The organism is Micrococcus sp. CS26, from assembly GCF_055522295.1.
In genome coordinates this window covers 15,914-34,389 of record NZ_JBVFVY010000006.1, presented here as the reverse complement: position 1 = coordinate 34,389, position 18,476 = coordinate 15,914, and the positions used below count along the sequence as shown (strand labels likewise).

Sequence of the window (18,476 nt, the reverse complement as noted above, 5' to 3'; positions counted from 1 at the left end):
GGGGCTCGCAACGAGCAGACGTCCGCAGGCGTGCAAAAGTGTGGCATCTGCCGCGCAATGACCCCGCGACCCGGACAGCGTCCAATTTGCCACACGAAAAACAATCCTTGACAGCATAGCACGCCCCGGCGCCGTCGACGAGCCGGCCCCGCACGCCAAGGGGCCCGCCGCTCCCCCGCGTGAGCGGCGGAACGGCGGGCCCCCTGGGGGACGGGGATCAGGCGCGGAAGTCGCCCCCGCGGTCGTAGTCGTCCAACGAGACGGCGTGGAAGTCGTTCTCGCCGAGCGACTGGTCCAGGCCCGGGTAGTCGAAGTCCGCGAAGCCGGCCGGCGAGGCGAACAGGTTGGCCTTCGCCTCCTCCGTCGGCTCCACGACGGTCTTCGTGTAGCGGTCCAGGCCCGTGCCGGCCGGGATCAGCTTGCCGATGATCACGTTCTCCTTCAGGCCCAGCAGCGGGTCGGACTTGCCCTCCATGGCCGCCTGCGTCAGGACGCGGGTCGTCTCCTGGAAGGACGCGGCCGACAGCCACGAGTCCGTGGCCAGCGAGGCCTTCGTGATGCCCATCAGCTCGTCGCGGCCGGAGGCCGGCTGGCGGCCCTCAGCGACGGCGGCGCGGTTGGCGGCCACGAAGCGCGCCCGGTCCGTGAGCTCGCCCGGCAGCAGGTCGGTGTCACCGGACTCGATGACGGTGATGCGACGCAGCATCTGCCGGACGATGACCTCCACGTGCTTGTCGTGGATGCCCACGCCCTGGGACTGGTACACGTTCTGCACCTCGTCCACGAGGAACCGCTGCGCGGCCCGCGGGCCGAGCACGCGCAGGACCTGCTTCGGGTCCACGGCGCCGGCCACGAGCTGCGTGCCCACCGGCACGTGCTCGCCGTCGGCCACGAGGATGCGCGCACGGCGCAGCACCGGGTAGGCGATCTCCTCGGAGCCGTCGTCCGGCGTGAGCAGCAGGCGCACGGACGCCTCGGTGTCCTCGATGGTCACGCGGCCGGCGACCTCGGAGATCGGGGCCACGCCCTTCGGGGTGCGGGCCTCGAAGAGCTCCTGGATGCGGGGCAGACCCTGCGTGATGTCGTCGGCCGAGGCCACACCGCCGGTGTGGAACGTGCGCATGGTGAGCTGGGTGCCCGGCTCACCGATCGACTGGGCCGCGATGATGCCGACGGCCTCGCCGATGTCCACCAGCTGGCCGGTGGCCATGGAGCGGCCGTAGCACTTCGCGCAGGTGCCCACGGCGGACTCGCAGGTCAGGACCGAGCGGACCTTGATCTCCGTGACGCCGGCGGCCACCAGCTCGCCGATCAGCACGTCGCCCACGTCCGCACCGGCCGAGGCCAGCACCGTGCCGTCCTCGCCCGTGACGTCCTGGGCCAGCGTGCGGGCGAAGGCCGAGTTCTCGACCTGCTCGTGGGCCACCAGCTCGCCGTCGGCGTTCGGGGCGGCGATCGTGACGGACAGGCCGCGCTCGGTGCCGCAGTCGTCCTCGCGGACGATGACGTCCTGGGACACATCGACGAGACGACGGGTCAGGTAGCCCGAGTTCGCGGTCTTCAGCGCGGTGTCCGCGAGGCCCTTGCGGGCGCCGTGGGTGGCGGAGAAGTACTCGAGCACGGACAGGCCCTCGCGGTACGAGGACTTGATCGGACGCGGGATGATCTCACCCTTCGGGTTGGCCACGAGGCCGCGGATGCCCGCGATCTGGCGCACCTGGAGCCAGTTGCCTCGCGCACCGGAGGACACCATGCGGTTGATGGTGTTGAGCTTCGGCAGGCCGTCCTTCATGGCCGCGGCGACCTCGTCGGTGGCCTTGTTCCAGATGTCGATCAGCTCGGAGCGACGCTCGTCGTCCGCGATCAGGCCCTTGTCGTACTGCTGCTGCACGCGCTGGGCCTGCTCCTCGTAGCCCTCCATGATGGCGGCCTTGTCGAAGTCGGAGGTGATGTCCGAGATCGCCACGGTCACACCCGACCAGGTGCCCCAGTGGAAGCCGGCGTCCTTGAGGTTGTCCAGCGTCTGCGCGGTGACGACCATCGGGTAGCGCTCGGCCAGGTCGTTGACCAGCTGACCGAGGGTGCCCTTGGTCGCCTGCTTGTCCAGCCACGGGTAGTCGTCCGGCAGCAGCTCGTTGAACAGCACCTTGCCCAGGGTGGTCTCGATGAGGGCGATCTCGCCCTCGGACCAGCCCTCGGGGGCCGGCACGTCCGCCGACGGCACGAAGCCCTCGACGCCGATCCGTGCGGGCGCGTTCAGGTGCAGGTCGCCGCCGTCGAACGCCATGATGGCCTCGCCGACGGTCGCGTACAGGTTGCCCGCGCCGACCTCGTCCGGACGCACCGTGGTGAGGTGGTTCAGTCCGATGATCATGTCCTGGGCCGGCACGGCGACCGCGCGGCCGTCCGAGGGCTTCAGGATGTTGTGGCTCGAGAGCATGAGCAGGCGCGCCTCGGCCTGGGCCTCCGGCGACAGGGGCAGGTGGACCGCCATCTGGTCGCCGTCGAAGTCCGCGTTGAACGCGGAGCAGACCAGCGGGTGCAGCTGCAGGGCCTTGCCTTCCACGAGCTGCGGCTCGAAGGCCTGGATGCCCAGACGGTGCAGGGTGGGGGCGCGGTTCAGCAGGACCGGGTGCTCGGTGATGACCTCCTCGAGCACGTCCCAGACCTGCGGACGGAAGCGCTCCACCATGCGCTTGGCGGACTTGATGTTCTGCGCGTGGTTCAGGTCCACGAGACGCTTCATCACGAACGGCTTGAACAGCTCCAGCGCCATCTGCTTCGGCAGGCCGCACTGGTGCAGCTTGAGCTGGGGACCCACCACGATGACCGAGCGGCCCGAGTAGTCCACGCGCTTGCCGAGCAGGTTCTGACGGAACCGGCCCTGCTTGCCCTTGAGCATGTCGGAGAGTGACTTGAGCGGGCGGTTGCCCGGGCCGGTCACCGGCCGGCCGCGGCGGCCGTTGTCGAACAGCGAGTCCACGGCCTCCTGCAGCATGCGCTTCTCGTTGTTGACGATGATCTCGGGCGCGCCGAGGTCGAGCAGCCGCTTCAGGCGGTTGTTGCGGTTGATCACGCGACGGTACAGGTCGTTGAGGTCGGAGGTCGCGAAGCGGCCGCCGTCCAGCTGCACCATCGGACGCAGCTCCGGCGGGATCACCGGGACGGCGTCCAGGACCATGCCCTCGGGCGAGTTGTCCGTGGTCAGGAACGCGTTGACGACCTTCAGGCGCTTCAAGGCGCGGGTCTTGCGCTGGCCCTTGCCCGTCTTGATGGTCTCACGCAGCATCTCGGACTCGGCCTCGAGGTCGAAGGTCTGCAGGCGACGCTGGATCGCCTCCGCGCCCATCGAGCCCTCGAAGTACTGGCCGTACTTGTCCCGCATGGCGCGGTACAGACCCTCGTCGCCCTCGAGGTCGGCGACCTTGAGGTTCTTGAAGCGGTCCCAGACCTGCTCCTTGCGGTCCAGGTCCGCGTCCGCGCGCTTGCGGATCTGCGCCATGGTCTTGTCCGCGGCGTCGCGGGCCTTCTTCTTCTCGGCGGCCTTGGCGCCCTCGGACTCCAGCTTGGCCAGGTCCTTCTCGAGGTCGGCGGCCACCGCGGCGATGTCGGAGTCACGCTGGTCGGCCAGGACACGGGTCTCCTGGTCGTACTCGGCCTGGAGGTTGGCCAGGTCGCGGTGCCGGGCCTCCTCGTCCACCGAGGTGATCATGTACGCCGCGAAGTAGATGACCTTCTCGAGGTCCTTCGGCGCCAGGTCCAGCAGGTAGCCCAGGCGCGAGGGCACGCCCTTGAAGTACCAGATGTGGGTGACCGGCGCAGCCAGCTCGATGTGGCCCATGCGGTCGCGGCGCACCTTCGAGCGGGTCACCTCGACGCCGCAGCGCTCGCAGATGATGCCCTTGAAGCGCACGCGCTTGTACTTGCCGCACGCGCACTCCCAGTCACGGGTGGGGCCGAAGATCTTCTCGCAGAAGAGTCCGTCCTTCTCCGGCTTCAGGGTGCGGTAGTTGATGGTCTCCGGCTTCTTGACCTCGCCGTAGGACCAGCGGCGGATGTCCTCCGCCGTGGCCAGGCCGATGCGCATCAGGCCGAAAGAGTTGTCAGTGGACATGCTGTTCACGCTCATGCTCCGGTGAACTCCCTTGGTTCAGTGGTTCTCAGGTGACGTCTTGTGGATGCGGGATCGGGCCCGGCTCAGACTTCCTCCACCGAGCTGGGCTCGGCGTGGGAGAGGTCGATGCCCAGCTCCTCGGCGGCGCGGTAGACCTCGTCCTCCGCGTCGCGCATCTCGATGGCCTGGCCGTCGGCGGAGAGGACCTCCACGTTCAGGCAGAGGGACTGCATCTCCTTGATGAGCACCTTGAAGGACTCGGGAACACCCGGCTCCGGGATGTTCTCGCCCTTGACGATGGCCTCGTAGACCTTCACGCGGCCGTGGATGTCGTCGGACTTGATGGTCAGCAGCTCCTGGAGGGTGAACGCCGCGCCGTACGCCTCGAGCGCCCACACCTCCATCTCGCCGAAGCGCTGGCCGCCGAACTGGGCCTTACCGCCCAGCGGCTGCTGCGTGATCATCGAGTACGGGCCCGTGGAACGGGCGTGGATCTTGTCGTCCACCAGGTGGTGCAGCTTGAGCATGTACATGTAGCCCACGGACACCGGGTCCGGGAACGGCTCGCCGGTGCGGCCGTCGAACAGCTGCGCCTTGCCGCTGTCGCTCATGAGACGGTCGCCGTCGCGGGTCACGTTCACGTGGCCGAGCAGGCCCGTGATCTCGTACGCCTCGGCGCCGTCGAACACCGGGGTGGCCACGTTGACCGGACCGGACTGCCGCGGGAAGTTCGGCAGGTCCTTGATCCACTCCGGCTCGCCCTGGATGTCCCAGCCGCGCGAGGCGGCCCAGCCCAGGTGCAGCTCCATGACCTGGCCGAGGTTCATGCGGCCGGGGACGCCGAGCGGGTTCAGCACGATGTCCACCGGGGTGCCGTCCGCCAGGAACGGCATGTCCTCGAGCGGCAGGATCTTCGAGATGACGCCCTTGTTGCCGTGGCGGCCGGCCATCTTGTCGCCGTCGGTGATCTTGCGCTTCTGCGCCACGTAGACGCGCACCAGCTGGTTCACGCCCGGGGGCAGGTCGTCGTCCTCGTCGCGGTCGAAGATGCGCACGCCGATGACGGTGCCGGACTCGCCGTGCGGCACCTTCAGGGACGTGTCGCGGACCTCGCGGGACTTCTCGCCGAAGATCGCGCGCAGCAGGCGCTCCTCCGGGGTCAGCTCGGTCTCGCCCTTCGGGGTCACGCGGCCGACCAGGATGTCGCCGGCCTCCACCTCGGCGCCGATGTGGATGATGCCGCGCTCGTCGAGCTGCGAGAGCACCTCCTCGGACACGTTGGGGATGTCGCGCGTGATCTCCTCGGCGCCCAGCTTGGTGTCGCGGGCGTCGACCTCGTGCTCCTCGATGTGGATCGAGGTGAGGACGTCCTCCGAGACCATGCGCTGGGACAGGATGATCGCGTCCTCGTAGTTCAGGCCCTCCCAGGGCATGAACGCGACGAGGAGGTTCTTGCCGAGCGCGAGCTCGCCGTTGTCCGTGGCGGGACCGTCGGCGATGATGCTCAGCGGCTCCACCCGCTCGCCCTCGGAGACGCGCACCCGCTGGTTGTAGGCGTTGCCCTGGTTCGAGCGGGCGAACTTCATGATCGGGTAGTGCGTGGTGGTGCCGTCGTCGTTCATGACGGTCACCAGGTCCGCGGCCACCTCGGTCACGACGCCGCCCTGGGTGGCCGTCACGGAGTCGCCCGCGTCCACGGCCACGTACTTCTCCATGCCGGTGCCCACGTAGGGGGCCTCGGAGCGGAGCAGCGGCACGGCCTGACGCTGCATGTTCGCGCCCATGAGCGCGCGGTTGGCGTCGTCGTGCTCGAGGAACGGGATCAGGGCGGTGGCCGCCGACACCATCTGGCGCGGGGACACGTCCATGTAGTCGATCTCGTCCACGGTCGAGAGCACGGGCTCGCCGTCGCCGCCGCGCTGGCGGCAGAGCACGAACTCCTCCTCGAACCGGCCGTCCTCATCCACCGGGGCGTTCGCCTGGGCGATCTGGAAGGCCAGCTCGTCGTCGGCGGTCAGGTAGTCCACGGTGTCCGTGACCCGGCCGTCGACCACGCGGCGGTACGGGGTCTCGATGAAGCCGAAGGAGTTGATCCGGCCGAAGGTCGCCAGCGAGCCGATGAGGCCGATGTTCGGGCCTTCCGGGGTCTCGATGGGGCACATGCGGCCGTAGTGCGACGGGTGGACGTCACGGACCTCCATGCCGGCACGGTCGCGGGACAGGCCGCCCGGGCCGAGCGCGGACAGGCGGCGCTTGTGCGTCAGGCCGGCCAGCGGGTTGTTCTGGTCCATGAACTGGGACAGCTGCGAGGTGCCGAAGAACTCCTTGATCGCCGCCACCACGGGGCGGATGTTGATCAGGGTCTGCGGGGTGATCGCCTCGACGTCCTGAGTGGTCATGCGCTCGCGCACGACGCGCTCCATGCGGGACAGGCCGGTGCGGATCTGGTTCTCGATCAGCTCGCCCACCGCACGGATGCGACGGTTGCCGAAGTGGTCGATGTCGTCGATCTCCACGCGCACGTCCACCGGCTCGCCGTCGCGCGTGCCCTTGATGACGGTCTCGCCGGCGTGCAGCGCGGCGATGAAGTGCACCATCTGGACGATGTCGTCCTCGGTGAGCACAGACGCGTTGGGGTCGCCGAGGTGCACGTCCACGCCGAGCTTGCGGTTGAGCTTGTAGCGGCCCACCTTGGCGAGGTCGTAGCGCTTCGGGGTGAAGTACAGGCTGTTCAGCAGCGTCTGCGCGGCGTCGACGGCGGCCGGCTCGCCCGGGCGCAGCTTGCGGTAGATGTCGAGCAGGGCCTCGTCCTGGTCCGCGGTGCCGTCCTTCTCGAGGGTGGCGCGGATGGAGTCGTAGTGGCCGAACTCCTCCAGGATGCGGGACTCGGTCCAGCCCATGGCCTTGAGCAGCACCGTCACGGGCTGCTTGCGCTTGCGGTCGAGGCGGACGCCGACCTGGTCACGCTTGTCCACCTCGAGCTCGAACCAGGCGCCGCGCGAGGGGATGATCTTCGCGGAGAAGATCTCCTTGTCCGAGGTCTTGTCCGGGGTGCGCTCGAAGTAGGCGCCCGGGGAGCGGACCAGCTGGGAGACGACGACGCGCTCGGTGCCGTTGATGATGAACGTGCCGTTGCGGGTCATCAGCGGGAAGTCGCCCATGAAGACGGTCTGCTGCTTGATCTCGCCGGTCGTGTTGTTCATGAACTCGGCCTTGACGTACAGCGGGGCGGAGAAGGTCGCGTCGCGATCCTTGCACTCCTCCTCCGTCATCTTGGCGTCGGCGAACTCCGGCTCGGCGAAGGACAGGGACATGGTGCCCTGGAAGTCCTCGATCGGGGAGATCTCCTCGAAGATGTCCGTCAGTCCCGAGGTGACGGGCACGGAGTGGTCGTCGGCGGCCAGGGCGGCGTCCACGCGCGCGGCCCACCGCTCATTGCCGATCAGGCGGTCGAACGACTCGGTCTGCAGCGCCAGCAGGTCCGGCACGTCCAGCGGCTCGGAGATCTTGGCGAAGGAGACGCGTCCGGCGGAGGCGCCGGATCGCGGGGAGACGGTAGCGGTTTCGTTGGAGGTGCTCGAGGCGACCACGTAGGATCCTTCCACAGGCCTTCTGGGTTCCGTTCGCTCCCCTGCCGCGAGACGGCGGCGCCGGCCCACCGCTATATGAAGGCCGTGCGGAACCGTGCGGGCCACGGCGGGACGCGGGGTCCTGCGGGCGGCACGGAACAGGGGAGATGCAAAGATCCATCCTATCCCCGCCCGTCTCCCCTGTCCAGCCGCGGGTGCGTGACCTGGGACGCCACGAGGCCCCCGGTCCGCAGTGCGGATCCGGGGGCCTCGTGAGGAGGCGTGATGCGGCTCAGGCCGCGATCATCACTTGAGGGTGACGGTGGCGCCGGCGCCCTCGAGCTGCTCCTTGGCCTTCTCGGCGGTCTCCTTGTTGACGCCCTCGAGGATGGGCTTGGGGGCGCCGTCCACCAGGTCCTTGGCCTCCTTCAGGCCGAGGGAGGTGAGGGCGCGCACCTCCTTGATGACGCCGATCTTCTTGTCGCCGGCGGCCTCGAGGACGACGTCGAACTCGTCCTTCTCCTCGGCGGCGGCGGCCTCGGCACCACCGGCGGCACCGCCGGCGGCGGCCACGGCCACGGGGGCGGCGGCGGTGACGTCGAACTTCTCCTCGAACGCCTTGATGAACTCGGACAGCTCGATGAGGGTCAGCTCCTCGAACGCGGCGAGCAGCTCTTCGGTGGTCAGCTTGGCCATGATGGCTCCTTTACGGGTACGTCTTGACTACGTGTGAAGTGGTGGGCCGTGCAGCCCGGGGCGGACTGCTCAGGCAGCCTCGCCCTGCGCGGCGCGCAGCGCCTCGACCGTGCGGACGGTCTTGGACAGCGGCGCCTGGAACAGGGCGGCAGCCTTGGACATGCTGCCCTTCATCGCGCCGGCGAACTTGGCCAGCAGCACCTCGCGGGACTCGAGGTCCGCGAGCTTCTTGATGCCGGCCTCGTCCAGGGGCTGGCCATCCATGTAGCCGCCCTTGAGCACGAGCTTCTCGTGATCCTTGGCAAAGTCACGCAGGGCCTTCGCGACGTTGACCGGGTCCCCGGTCACGAACGCGATCGCGGTGGGACCGGACAGGTGAGCCTCGAGGCCCTCCAGACCGGCGTCCTTGGCCGCGATCTCGGCCAGCGTGTTCTTCGCCACGGCGTAGGTCGCGTCCTGACGGATGGAGTCACGCAGCTGCTTGAGCTCCGTCACCGTCAGGCCACGGTATTCCGTCAGAACAGCGGCGCTGGACTCACGGAACAGGTCCGTGAGCTCAGCCACCGCCGACTCCTTCGCGGACGTCGCCATGGCACTCCTCTCGATGATGCGTGGGAACCGCCACCCCGAGACGAGAAAGCGCCCCGTGCAGATGCACGGGGCGCAGCAGGAGCATCGACGCCGTCGGACCCAGAGGGTCGACGAGCGGATGCGAGCGTGGCTCACGTTCACCTGCGCGGGCCGTCTCCGTCAGGGAGATCCTTCGGTGGGCTCTGCCCGGAGGCAGGACACCACGACCGGCGGTCTTCGGTAGGCACCAGCGTACACGTCCGGGGCGGTCCCGCAAAATCGGCCCGGGGCGACGCCGGCCGGCCACCCCGCTGTGGGGACGACCGGCCGGCGTCGTGGGCCCCGATCACCGGGGCCGCGTGGCTCAGAGCTCCGAGGAGTCCACCGAGGTCACGTTCGGGTCCATGGGCACGCCCGGGCCGAAGGTGGTGGCCACGGTGGCCTTGGAGATGTAGCGGCCCTTGGAGGAGGACGGCTTCAGACGCAGGACCTCCTCGAGGGCTGCGGCGTAGTTCTCCACCAGGGCCTTGGCCTCGAAGGAGGTCTTGCCGATGATGAAGTGCAGGTTGGAGTGCTTGTCGACGCGGAAGTCGATCTTGCCGCCCTTGATGTCGGCCACGGCCTTGGCCACGTCCGGGGTCACGGTGCCGGTCTTGGGGTTCGGCATCAGGTTGCGGGGGCCGAGCACCTTGCCCAGACGGCCGACCTTGCCCATGAGCTCCGGGGAGGCCACGGCGGCGTCGAAGTCCACCCAGCCCTCGGAGATCCGGGCGATCAGGTCGTCGTCGCCCACGACGTCCGCGCCGGCGGCGCGGGCGGCCTCGGCGCGGTCACCGGTGGCGAACACGACGACGCGGGCGGTCTTGCCGGTGCCGTGGGGCAGGCTCACGGAGCCGCGGACCATCTGGTCGGCCTTGCGGGGGTCGACCGAGAGGCGGAGGGCCACCTCCACGGTGGCGTCGGTCTTGGAGGGGTTGGTCTCCTTGGCGAGGCGGATCGCCTCCGCCGGCGAGTACAGATCATCGCCGATCGCGGCCTTGGCCGCCTTGTATGCCTTGCTGCGCTGTGCCATCTGCGTTCTTCTCCTTGTGCAGTCGTGGTCTGCGGGCCGCGCTCGGCCCTGCCACTGGAAGGGGGTGGGGGAGGGCGTCAGCCCTCGACGGTGATGCCCATCGAGCGGGCGGTGCCCGCGATGATCTTGGCGGCGGCCTGCACGTCGTTGGCGTTCAGGTCCTCCATCTTGGTCTGGGCGATCTCCTCGCACTGGGCCTGGGTCAGCGTGCCGACCTTGGCCGTGTGCGGGGTGGCGGAGCCCTTGGCGACGCCGGCGGCCTTCTTGATGAGCTCGGCGGCCGGCGGGGTCTTGGTCACGAAGGTGAACGAGCGGTCCTCGTACACGGTGATCTCGACCGGGACCACGTTGCCGCGCTGCGACTCGGTGGCGGCGTTGTACGCCTTGCAGAACTCCATGATGTTCACGCCGTGCTGGCCCAGGGCGGGGCCGATGGGCGGGGCCGGGTTGGCGGCGCCGGCCTGGATCTGAAGCTTGATCAGACCGGTGACCTTCTTCTTGGGAGCCATGAGTGGATCCTTCTCTCACTGGGGGACCCTCGGCGCAGGAGCGCACCGGGGGCGGTGGCCGCCGTGGCGCGGCGGCCGGTGCCGCGTCCGGGCCGGCAGGCGGCCGGCCCGGTGCGGAAGCGTCGGGTGTCCTCAGATGGCCTTGGTCACCTGGTTGAAGGACAGCGTCACGGGGGTCTCGCGCTCGAAGATCGAGACGAGCACCACGAGCTGCTGGGCCTCCGGCTTGATCTCGGAGATCGTGGCCGGGAGGGTCTCGAACGGGCCGTCGTTGACGGTGACCGACTCGCCGACCTCGAAGTCCACGTGGATCGCGGGGGCGGCGGGCGCACCGGACTCGGCCGAGGCGGGGACGGCCAGGCCGGCCTTCTCGGCGGCACGGGCGGCCTCCTGGATCACGGACGGGGCGAGCATGTCGTACACCTCGTCCAGGCTGAGCGGCTGCGGGTGGTGGGCATCGTTGCCCACGAAGCCCGTGACGCCCGGGGTGTGCCGCACGACGCCCCACGAGGCGTCGTCGAGGTCCATGCGGACGAGCACGTAGCCCGGGATGCGCACGCGCGAGACGATCTTGCGCGTGGTGTTCTTGATCTCCACGACCTCCTCCATGGGGACCTCGATCTCGTAGATCGAGTCCTCCATGTCCTGGGTCAGGATGCGGGCCTCGAGGTTCGTCTTCACGCGCTTCTCGTAGCCGGCGTAGGTGTGGACGACGTACCAGTCGCCGGGCTGGCGGCGCAGGCGGGTGCGCAGCTCCTCGGCGGGGTCCACGGCGGGCTCGTCGTCGGACTGCTCCTCGACGGGGGTCGGTGCGTCCTCGCCCTCGGCGACGGCCAGGTCGGCCTCCTGCACGGTGGCCTCGGCGGTCTCGTCACCGCTGCCGGCGACCTCGTCCAGGGCGTCCTCGACGGGCGTGCCGGCGTCCTGCGCGGTCTCGGCGGTCTCCTCGGCCACGGCGTCCTCCGACATCGGGACGGACTCCTCGGCGGGCTGACGATCCAGTTCCTGCTCGGACACGGTTCCTGCTTTCTGCTGACGGACGGCGGGCCCTGCCGTCGGGGAGGGCCCTCACGGGCGTGCGGGGGACGCGTCCTGCGACGTCGGGACCGTCCGCGCCGGGCTCAGAGGCCGCCGGCGCCGAACAGGAGACCCGCCACGGTGCCGAACACCCAGTCCAGCCCCATGACCAGCAGGATCATGAACGCCACGAAGGCGAGCACCACTCCGGTCGTGCGCAGCAGCTCCTCGCTCGTGGGGGTGACGACCTTGCGGAGCTCGTCCACCACCTGGCGCAGGAACAGCGCGATCCGCGCGAACAGCCCGCGACGCTGCCTGCTCGGCGTGGGGGCGGGCCCCCCGCCGTTCGCCGCCATCTCAGTCACGTGGCCTCACTCGTCGGATCGCCGAATCGCTTTCTACACGTCCGATGCCGAGCACGAGGCCCGGCATCGAGCAGGGCAGACAGGACTCGAACCTGCAACCTGCGGTTTTGGAGACCGCTGCGCTACCAATTGCGCCACTACCCTTCGGACCGACGGAGCCGGCCGAACCCTCGCGGGATCGACCGTGATCGCGGTACCGGAGATCCAGGATACGCCATCGGGCGGCGGGAGTCGAACGGGCCCCGGGCAGTCAGTACCCTGGCAGGACGGAGCCCCGCTCCGCCCCGCCCTCCCCGTCGAGCTCGAAGAAGGTCCCCATGGCCGCGCCCGCCCGCCGCGTCTCCGCCCGTCTGTCCGCCATCGCGCCCTCCGCCACCCTCGCCGTCGACGCCCGCGCCAAGGAGCTCAAGGCCGCCGGGCGCCCGGTGATCGGCTTCGGCGCCGGCGAGCCCGACTTCCCCACCCCGGACTACATCGTGGAGGCCGCCGTCGCCGCGGCCCGGGACCCGAAGAACCACCGCTACTCCCCCGCCGCCGGCCTGCCCGAGCTGCGCGAGGCGATCGCGGCCAAGACGCTGCGCGACTCCGGCGTGTCCCTCGAGGCCGCCCAGGTGCTCGTGACCAACGGCGGGAAGCAGGCCGTGTACAACGCCTTCGCCGCCCTGCTGGACCCGCAGGACGAGGTGCTCGTCCCCGCCCCCTACTGGACCACCTACCCCGAGGCGATCCGCCTGGCCGGCGGCGTGCCGGTGGAGGTGTTCGCCGGCCCCGAGCAGGGCTACAAGGTCACCGTGGACCAGCTCGACGAGTCCGTCACGGACCGCACCAAGGTGCTCCTGTTCGTCTCCCCCTCCAACCCCACCGGCGCCGTGTACTCCCCCGAGGAGACGGCGGCGATCGGCCAGTGGGCACGGGAGCGGGGGCTGTGGGTGGTCACCGACGAGATCTACGAGCACCTGACCTACGACGGCATGCCGTTCACCTCGATCGTCCGCGCCGTGCCCGAGCTGGCGGAGCAGTCCGTGATCCTCAACGGCGTCGCCAAGACCTACGCGATGACGGGCTGGCGCGTCGGCTGGATGGCCGGTCCGCTGGACGTGGTCAAGGCCGCCACGAACCTGCAGTCCCACGCCACCTCGAACGTGGCCAACGTGTCGCAGCGGGCCGCACTGGCCGCCGTCGCCGGCCCGTTGGACGCCGTGGCGGAGATGAAGACGGCGTTCGACCGCCGGCGCCGGGCCATGGTCGAGGCCATGAACGCCGTGTCGGGCTTCCACTGCCCCACCCCGCAGGGCGCGTTCTACGCGTACGTGGACGTGCGGGAGGCGCTCGCGAAGACCTACCGCGGCGGCGTCACCCCCGCGACGTCGGCCGAGCTGGCCGCCTTCATCCTCGACGAGGCGGAGGTCGCCGTGGTCCCGGGCGAGGCGTTCGGCCCGTCCGGCTATCTGCGACTGTCCTACGCGCTGGGCGATGCGGACCTCGCCGAGGGCGTCGAGCGCATCCGCGCCCTGCTCAGCGCCTGAGCCGCACACCCCACCCCTGAGCCCCGCGACGCCGCGTGCCGCGGGGCTCAGGCGTATCCGCGGCGCGCGGCCCAGCGGGTCAGCTCGTGGCGGTTGGAGAGCTGGAGCTTGCGCAGCACGGAGGACACGTGGGTCTCGACCGTGCGGTCCGAGATGAACAGCTCCGCCCCGGCCTCCCGGTAGGTGTAGCCGCGGGCGATCAGCCGCATGACCTCCCGCTCCCGTGCCGAGAGCCGGTCGAGGTCCTCGTCGGGGGCCGCAGCCCCGCTCGTCGCCGCGGCGGGGACGGGCGGGGACGCGGGCGCCGTGCCGCGGAAGGCGTCGAGGACGAACCCGGCCAGTCGGGGCGAGAACACGGCATCGCCGTCGGCCACGCGGACCGCCGCGTCCGCCACCTCCACGCCGGAGGCCGTCTTGGTGATGTAGCCGCGGGCCCCCGCACGGATCACGGCGACGACGTCCTCGGCCGCGTCCGAGACGGACAGTGCCAGGAACCGCTGCGCGGGTCGGCGCGCGAGGACGCGTTCGGCCACCTCCGCTCCCCCGCCGCCGGCCCCGCCGGGCAGGTGCACGTCCAGCAGCACCACATCCGGCACCAGGTCCAGCACGGTGCGGACGGCCTCGTCCACGTCCCCGGCCTCGCCGACGATGGCCAGTCGGTCCGGGTCCAGGTCGGCGCGCAGGCCGGAGCGGAAGATCGCGTGGTCGTCCACGATGACGGCCGTGCGCGGGGCGGGGTCGGTCATGGGTGCTCCTGTCCGGCGCGCGCTCGCGCTCCCTCGGGCTCGGTCAGCGTCAGGTGGACCTCGGTGCCGCCCGGGCCGGACCGGATGCGGGCGGCCCCGCCGGCACGCTCCATGCGGCCGAGGATCGACTCCCGCACGCCGAGCCGGTCGGCCGGGACCGTGTGCAGGTCGAAGCCGGGGCCACGGTCCCGGACGAACACCTCCGCGACGGTGCGGCCATGGTCGTCCTCACCGGCCTCCGCGAAGACCTGCGCGTCGCCGGCGTGCCGGGCCGCGTTCTGCATGGCCTCGCGTGCCGCGGCCGCGAGCGGCTCGAGCCACGCCCCGGCGGCCCGGCCCACGGCCACGACCTCCACCCGGGACCCGTGTGCGTCCTCGACGGCGGCGGCGTGCTCTTCGAGCGCCTCCGCCAGGGAGCGCGGGCCGCCACGGGAGTCCAGGGCGAGGAACTGACGCAGCTCACGCTCCTGGGCGCGGGCCACCCGGGCCACCGCGTCTGCGTCATGGGCGCGCCGCTGGATGAGGGCGAGGGACTGCAGCACCGAGTCGTGCAGGTGCGCCGCGATCTCGGCGCGCTGGACCTGCACCGCGAACGCGGTCCGCTCCGCGTCGCGTCGGCGCAGCCAGGCCAGGACGTAGGGCATGGCCACCAGCGCCGCGCCGGCGAGCATCGCGACGGCGGCCAGCAGGGCCCGCCACAGCTCGCCCGAGCTCACGGCGCCCAGGACGATGGCCAGCACCGCCAGCAGCACGAGGGCCGTGCCGAGCACGAGGCGGACCAGTCGTCCGCTCCGCCCGGCCCGGGGCCCGCCCGCCAGGTCGAGCTGCATCCAGGCCAGGCCGAGGCCGATCACGAGGACGGCCACCGGGCCCACGAGCGCCCAGTCGACGGCGAGGCCGAGGCCGTCCGCGACGGTCAGCACGCCCACGCCGAGCACCACGGCGGCCAGCAGGACCGGCCAGCCGCCCTCGCGCACCCGCTCGAGCACCTCGGGGGCGCGACCACGCAGGGTGGGGGCGTCGGCGGCGGGAGCGCCGTCCGGGCCCTCCTCCGGCATGAGCAGCCAGAGCCACACGTACAGGGCCAGGCCCGCGCCGCCCATCAGGCTCAGCAGCGCCAGGGCCGCGCGGACACGGCCGACGGGCACCCCGAGATGCCGGGCGAGCCCCGCGGCGACGCCGGACACCGGACGGTCGGCCCCGTGCCGCATCAACGGCGGACGTGGGGCCTGCGCGGGCGCGGACGGGGTGGGCATGCCCCCATCCTGCCGCGTCGGACGGGGTGACACATCCGGGGAGGATTCCGGGAGTTCCCGGATGGGCGGGGGCCGCGGGCGGACGAGGATGGAGACATGACGAGCACACACGACCCGTTCACCGGCCCCGGCCCCCACGTCGCCCCCGACGGAGCCACTGCGGGCGAGACCGGCCCCGACGGACTGGACGCCCTGCCGGGCTGGTTGCGCCGCGCCGTCCTGGGCTGGGGCGTGCGCCGCTCGCCGGCCTCGTGGGTCGGCGGGGTGCTCGGCGGCGTGGCCGAGCGCTACCGCATCGACCCGCTGCTCGCCCGCGGCGTGTTCGTCGCCGTGTGCATGGTCTCCGCGGGCCTGGGCCTGCTGGCCTACGCGGCCGCCTGGGCCGTCCTCCCCGACGCCGACGGACGCGTGCAGTTCGGCCGCCTGCGCCGCGGGGAGTGGCAGGACGCCACCGTGGCCATCGGCGTGATCGGGGCGATCGGCGCCCTCAACCTGCTGCTCGGCGCCGGGTTCACCCTCATCGCCCCAGCCGTGGGCGGCCCCGGCTCCCTCGTGGGCCTGGGCGCGCTGGCCGTGCTCGTCTGGTGGCTCGTGACCCGTTGGGACGGCCGGGCGCAGGCCCGCGTGGCCCCGGGCCGGGCCCCCGACGCCGACCAGCCCACCCACGCCGTGCCGCGCCCGGCCTGGTACGTCGGCGGAGGCCCGGGCGAGCGGGCAGCCGAGGTCGCCGACCCGCACGGCTTCCGCCCCGAATGGATCGACCCCGCGACCGGCGCGTGGCGCGAGCCCGTCCACTCTCGCGAGCGGCGGGCCGCGGCGCGTCTGGCCGACGAGGCCCCGCGGGCGGCCACCACCCCGACCGGCTCGGGGTCCGCAGCCACGGCCGCGAAGCCGCGCCTCGGGCCGATCGCGCAGGCCGCCACCTACGTCGGGGCCGTCCTCGCCGCGCTCGCCGCCCTCGGGATCAGCCTGCTGCTCGGCGTCGGTCCGACCCCCACGCTGCTGGCCGTGCCGATGCTCGTGGCCGCGCTCGCGGTGATCGCCCCCGTCATGCTGGGCACTCTGCTCAGCGGCCGTCGTCCCGGCACCCTCGGCCCGGCGAGCGGCATCCTCGTGGGTGCGACGGCCCTCCAGGTCGCCGTCCTCGTGGCCCTCGGCTGACCCGCCGCCCGTCGCCCGTCCCCTGACGCGACGCGGCGGGCACGCCTAGGGTAGTGCCGACCCCCACGAGAACGCCCGAGAGGACCCCATGCGCGTCGGAATGCTCACCTCCGGAGGCGACTGCCCCGGCCTGAACGCCGTCATCCGCTCCGCCGTCCTGCACGGCATCAAGTCGTACGACATGGAGATGGTGGGCATCCGCAACGGATGGTCCGGCCTGATCGAGAAGGACGTCGAGGACCTGCCCCGCTCCCGCGTGCGCGGCCTGGCCCGCACCGGCGGCACCATCCTCGGCACCTCGCGCACGCACCCCTACGACGCGGAGGGCGGCGGCCCGGAGAACATGCTCCGCAACCTGCGCGAGCTGGACATCGACGCCGTCATCGCCATCGGCGGCGAGGGCACCCTGGCCGGCGCGAACCGCCTGGCCGCGGACGGGCTGCCGATCGTGGGCGTGCCCAAGACGATCGACAACGACCTGCAGGGCACCGACTACACGTTCGGCTTCGACACGGCCGTGCAGATCGCCACGGACGCCATGGACCGGCTGCGCACCACGGGCGAGTCCCACCACCGCTGCATGGTCGCCGAGGTCATGGGCCGCTACGTCGGCTGGATCGCCCTGCACTCGGGCATGGCCGCCGGCGCCCACGCGATCCTCATCCCCGAGGTCCGCACCCCGATGTCCCAGGTCGCCGAGTGGGTGCAGCAGGTCCACGACCGCGGTCGCTCCCCGCTGGTCGTGGTGGCGGAGGGCTTCGTCCCCGAGGGCCACGACGATCCGCTGGCCGAGGCCGGGGTCGAGGCGTCCGGCCGGCCGCGTCTGGGCGGCATCGGCGAGTGGGTGACCCGCGAGATCGAGGAGATGACGGGCATCGAGACGCGCAGCACCATCCTGGGCCACATCCAGCGCGGCGGCGCCCCCACCGCCACGGACCGCGTGCTCTCCACGCGCTTCGGCATGGGCGCCGTCGACCTCGTCGCCCAGCGCCGCTGGGGACAGATGGTGGCGGCCAACGGCACGGAGATCATCTCCATCCCCATGAGCGCCGCCCTCAAGGGCCTCAAGAAGGTGCCGGTCTCCCGCTACGACGAGGCGAAGATCCTGTTCGGCCGGTGAGACCCGACCACCCCGCCGTCGGCGTGCTGGCCCTCGGGCTGGCGCGTCGGCTCGGCCTGCCCGACACCGCGCTCCTGCCCGGCGACGCCCCGGCGGCGGGCGCCGAGCCGCGCCGCATCGAGGTGGCCCGGCAGGGCGTCGCCGAGGCGGAGGTGCTGGCCCTGCCCTGGGCCACCGTCGTGGCGGGGCCGGCGTGGTTCACGCGTGCCTGCCGCGGCGTGCCCGCCGAGGCGCTGGGCGTGGAGTCGGCCCTGCTGCGGACGGCGGTGCGGGCCGCCGCCGGGGAGGCGGTGCGCTCGCGTGGCGAGTTCACGCTCTACGCGGCCGAGGAACCGCCGCCGGTCGACCCCTCGCGCACCGTCGCCGTGTCCGACGACCCCGCCCACGTCCACGCCGTGTCCGCGCAAGCCCCCGCAGACGACGTGGCCGAGGCGGGTGTCCCCTCCTGGGAGTCCTCGGTCGCGCTCGTTCCCGACGACGGCGCGGGACGGGCGATCGAAGCCGCGGTGGCGGCGGCGGGGCATCGCGTGACGGGCGGCGTGCTGGCCTCGCTGGGCACCCTCACCCCACCGCGGCTGCGCGGTCGTGGGCTCGGCCGCTACGCGGTGGCCGTGGCGATGGACCGGGCGGCGCTGGAGGGGCTGCTGCCGTTCGCCGAGGTGCCGGCGGGCCACACAGCCGCGCACCACGTGGCGATCGCCGTCGGGCTGGAGGCGGCGGGCACGCGGACCGTCCTCGCGCTGGACTGAGCCGGC

The 18,476-nt window shown here is 71.7% G+C and carries 14 protein-coding genes and 1 tRNA gene; 4 read left to right on the top strand and 11 right to left on the bottom strand.

Annotation, left to right across the window (positions count from 1 at the left end; translation table 11 throughout):
* Positions 1 to 217 precede the first annotated feature (217 nt).
* The 9 genes from ACZ1IK_RS04360 to ACZ1IK_RS04320 all read right to left on the bottom strand — a co-directional run bounded on the left by ACZ1IK_RS04360 (position 218) and on the right by ACZ1IK_RS04320 (position 12,056).
* Positions 218 to 4,114: a DNA-directed RNA polymerase subunit beta' gene (locus ACZ1IK_RS04360; RefSeq protein WP_465098367.1), complete on the bottom strand. Its 3,897-nt coding sequence runs from the start codon at positions 4,112 to 4,114 to the stop codon at positions 218 to 220.
* 83 nt (positions 4,115 to 4,197) lie between these two features.
* On the bottom strand, positions 4,198 to 7,704 hold the full coding sequence (rpoB, locus tag ACZ1IK_RS04355) for a DNA-directed RNA polymerase subunit beta (protein ID WP_465098357.1): 3,507 nt from the start codon (positions 7,702 to 7,704) through the stop codon (positions 4,198 to 4,200).
* 285 nt (positions 7,705 to 7,989) lie between these two features.
* Positions 7,990 to 8,379 carry a 50S ribosomal protein L7/L12 gene (gene rplL / locus ACZ1IK_RS04350; RefSeq protein ID WP_036317747.1) on the bottom strand — a complete coding sequence of 130 codons (390 nt, stop codon included), beginning with the start codon at positions 8,377 to 8,379 and terminating at the stop codon, positions 7,990 to 7,992.
* A 69-nt stretch (positions 8,380 to 8,448) separates the two neighbouring features.
* Positions 8,449 to 8,970: a 50S ribosomal protein L10 gene (gene rplJ / locus ACZ1IK_RS04345; RefSeq protein ID WP_002854782.1), complete on the bottom strand. Its 522-nt coding sequence runs from the start codon at positions 8,968 to 8,970 to the stop codon at positions 8,449 to 8,451.
* Between the two features lie 343 nt (positions 8,971 to 9,313).
* On the bottom strand, positions 9,314 to 10,021 hold the full coding sequence (rplA, locus tag ACZ1IK_RS04340) for a 50S ribosomal protein L1 (RefSeq protein ID WP_073116807.1): 708 nt from the start codon (positions 10,019 to 10,021) through the stop codon (positions 9,314 to 9,316).
* A gap of 77 nt (positions 10,022 to 10,098) precedes the next feature.
* Positions 10,099 to 10,530 carry a 50S ribosomal protein L11 gene (gene rplK / locus ACZ1IK_RS04335; protein ID WP_010080374.1) on the bottom strand — a complete coding sequence of 144 codons (432 nt, stop codon included), beginning with the start codon at positions 10,528 to 10,530 and terminating at the stop codon, positions 10,099 to 10,101.
* Between the two features lie 132 nt (positions 10,531 to 10,662).
* Positions 10,663 to 11,547 carry a transcription termination/antitermination protein NusG gene (nusG, locus tag ACZ1IK_RS04330; protein ID WP_134416841.1) on the bottom strand — a complete coding sequence of 295 codons (885 nt, stop codon included), beginning with the start codon at positions 11,545 to 11,547 and terminating at the stop codon, positions 10,663 to 10,665.
* Between the two features lie 104 nt (positions 11,548 to 11,651).
* The gene (gene secE, locus ACZ1IK_RS04325) at positions 11,652 to 11,903 is read right to left on the bottom strand and encodes a preprotein translocase subunit SecE (protein ID WP_036317743.1); all 252 of its coding nucleotides are present in this window, start codon (positions 11,901 to 11,903) and stop codon (positions 11,652 to 11,654) included.
* 80 nt (positions 11,904 to 11,983) lie between these two features.
* Positions 11,984 to 12,056 (bottom strand) — tRNA-Trp (locus ACZ1IK_RS04320).
* A gap of 173 nt (positions 12,057 to 12,229) precedes the next feature.
* Here ACZ1IK_RS04320 and ACZ1IK_RS04315 point away from each other — a divergent pair.
* Positions 12,230 to 13,438 carry a pyridoxal phosphate-dependent aminotransferase gene (locus ACZ1IK_RS04315; RefSeq protein WP_465098356.1) on the top strand — a complete coding sequence of 403 codons (1,209 nt, stop codon included), beginning with the start codon at positions 12,230 to 12,232 and terminating at the stop codon, positions 13,436 to 13,438.
* Between the two features lie 47 nt (positions 13,439 to 13,485).
* Here ACZ1IK_RS04315 and ACZ1IK_RS04310 read toward each other — a convergent pair whose 3' ends face one another.
* Together ACZ1IK_RS04310 and ACZ1IK_RS04305 are read right to left on the bottom strand one after the other, a co-directional pair.
* Positions 13,486 to 14,184: a LuxR C-terminal-related transcriptional regulator gene (locus ACZ1IK_RS04310; protein WP_095353621.1), complete on the bottom strand. Its 699-nt coding sequence runs from the start codon at positions 14,182 to 14,184 to the stop codon at positions 13,486 to 13,488.
* The gene (locus ACZ1IK_RS04305; protein WP_036381519.1) at positions 14,181 to 15,440 is read right to left on the bottom strand and encodes an ATP-binding protein; all 1,260 of its coding nucleotides are present in this window, start codon (positions 15,438 to 15,440) and stop codon (positions 14,181 to 14,183) included. The genes ACZ1IK_RS04310 and ACZ1IK_RS04305 overlap by 4 nt, the downstream gene beginning before the upstream one ends.
* A 96-nt stretch (positions 15,441 to 15,536) precedes the next feature.
* On the opposite strand from ACZ1IK_RS04305, the gene ACZ1IK_RS04300 reads away from it, so the two are divergent.
* The 3 genes from ACZ1IK_RS04300 to ACZ1IK_RS04290 all read left to right on the top strand — a co-directional run bounded on the left by ACZ1IK_RS04300 (position 15,537) and on the right by ACZ1IK_RS04290 (position 18,470).
* Positions 15,537 to 16,601 carry a PspC domain-containing protein gene (locus tag ACZ1IK_RS04300; RefSeq protein ID WP_061867125.1) on the top strand — a complete coding sequence of 355 codons (1,065 nt, stop codon included), beginning with the start codon at positions 15,537 to 15,539 and terminating at the stop codon, positions 16,599 to 16,601.
* 88 nt (positions 16,602 to 16,689) lie between these two features.
* A complete protein-coding gene (locus ACZ1IK_RS04295; protein WP_465098355.1) occupies positions 16,690 to 17,721 on the top strand; it encodes a 6-phosphofructokinase in 1,032 nt (343 codons plus the stop codon).
* Positions 17,718 to 18,470, top strand: a complete 753-nt coding sequence (locus tag ACZ1IK_RS04290) for a GNAT family N-acetyltransferase (protein WP_465098354.1) — start codon at positions 17,718 to 17,720, stop codon at positions 18,468 to 18,470. The genes ACZ1IK_RS04295 and ACZ1IK_RS04290 overlap by 4 nt, the downstream gene beginning before the upstream one ends.
* Positions 18,471 to 18,476: the final 6 nt, after the last annotated feature.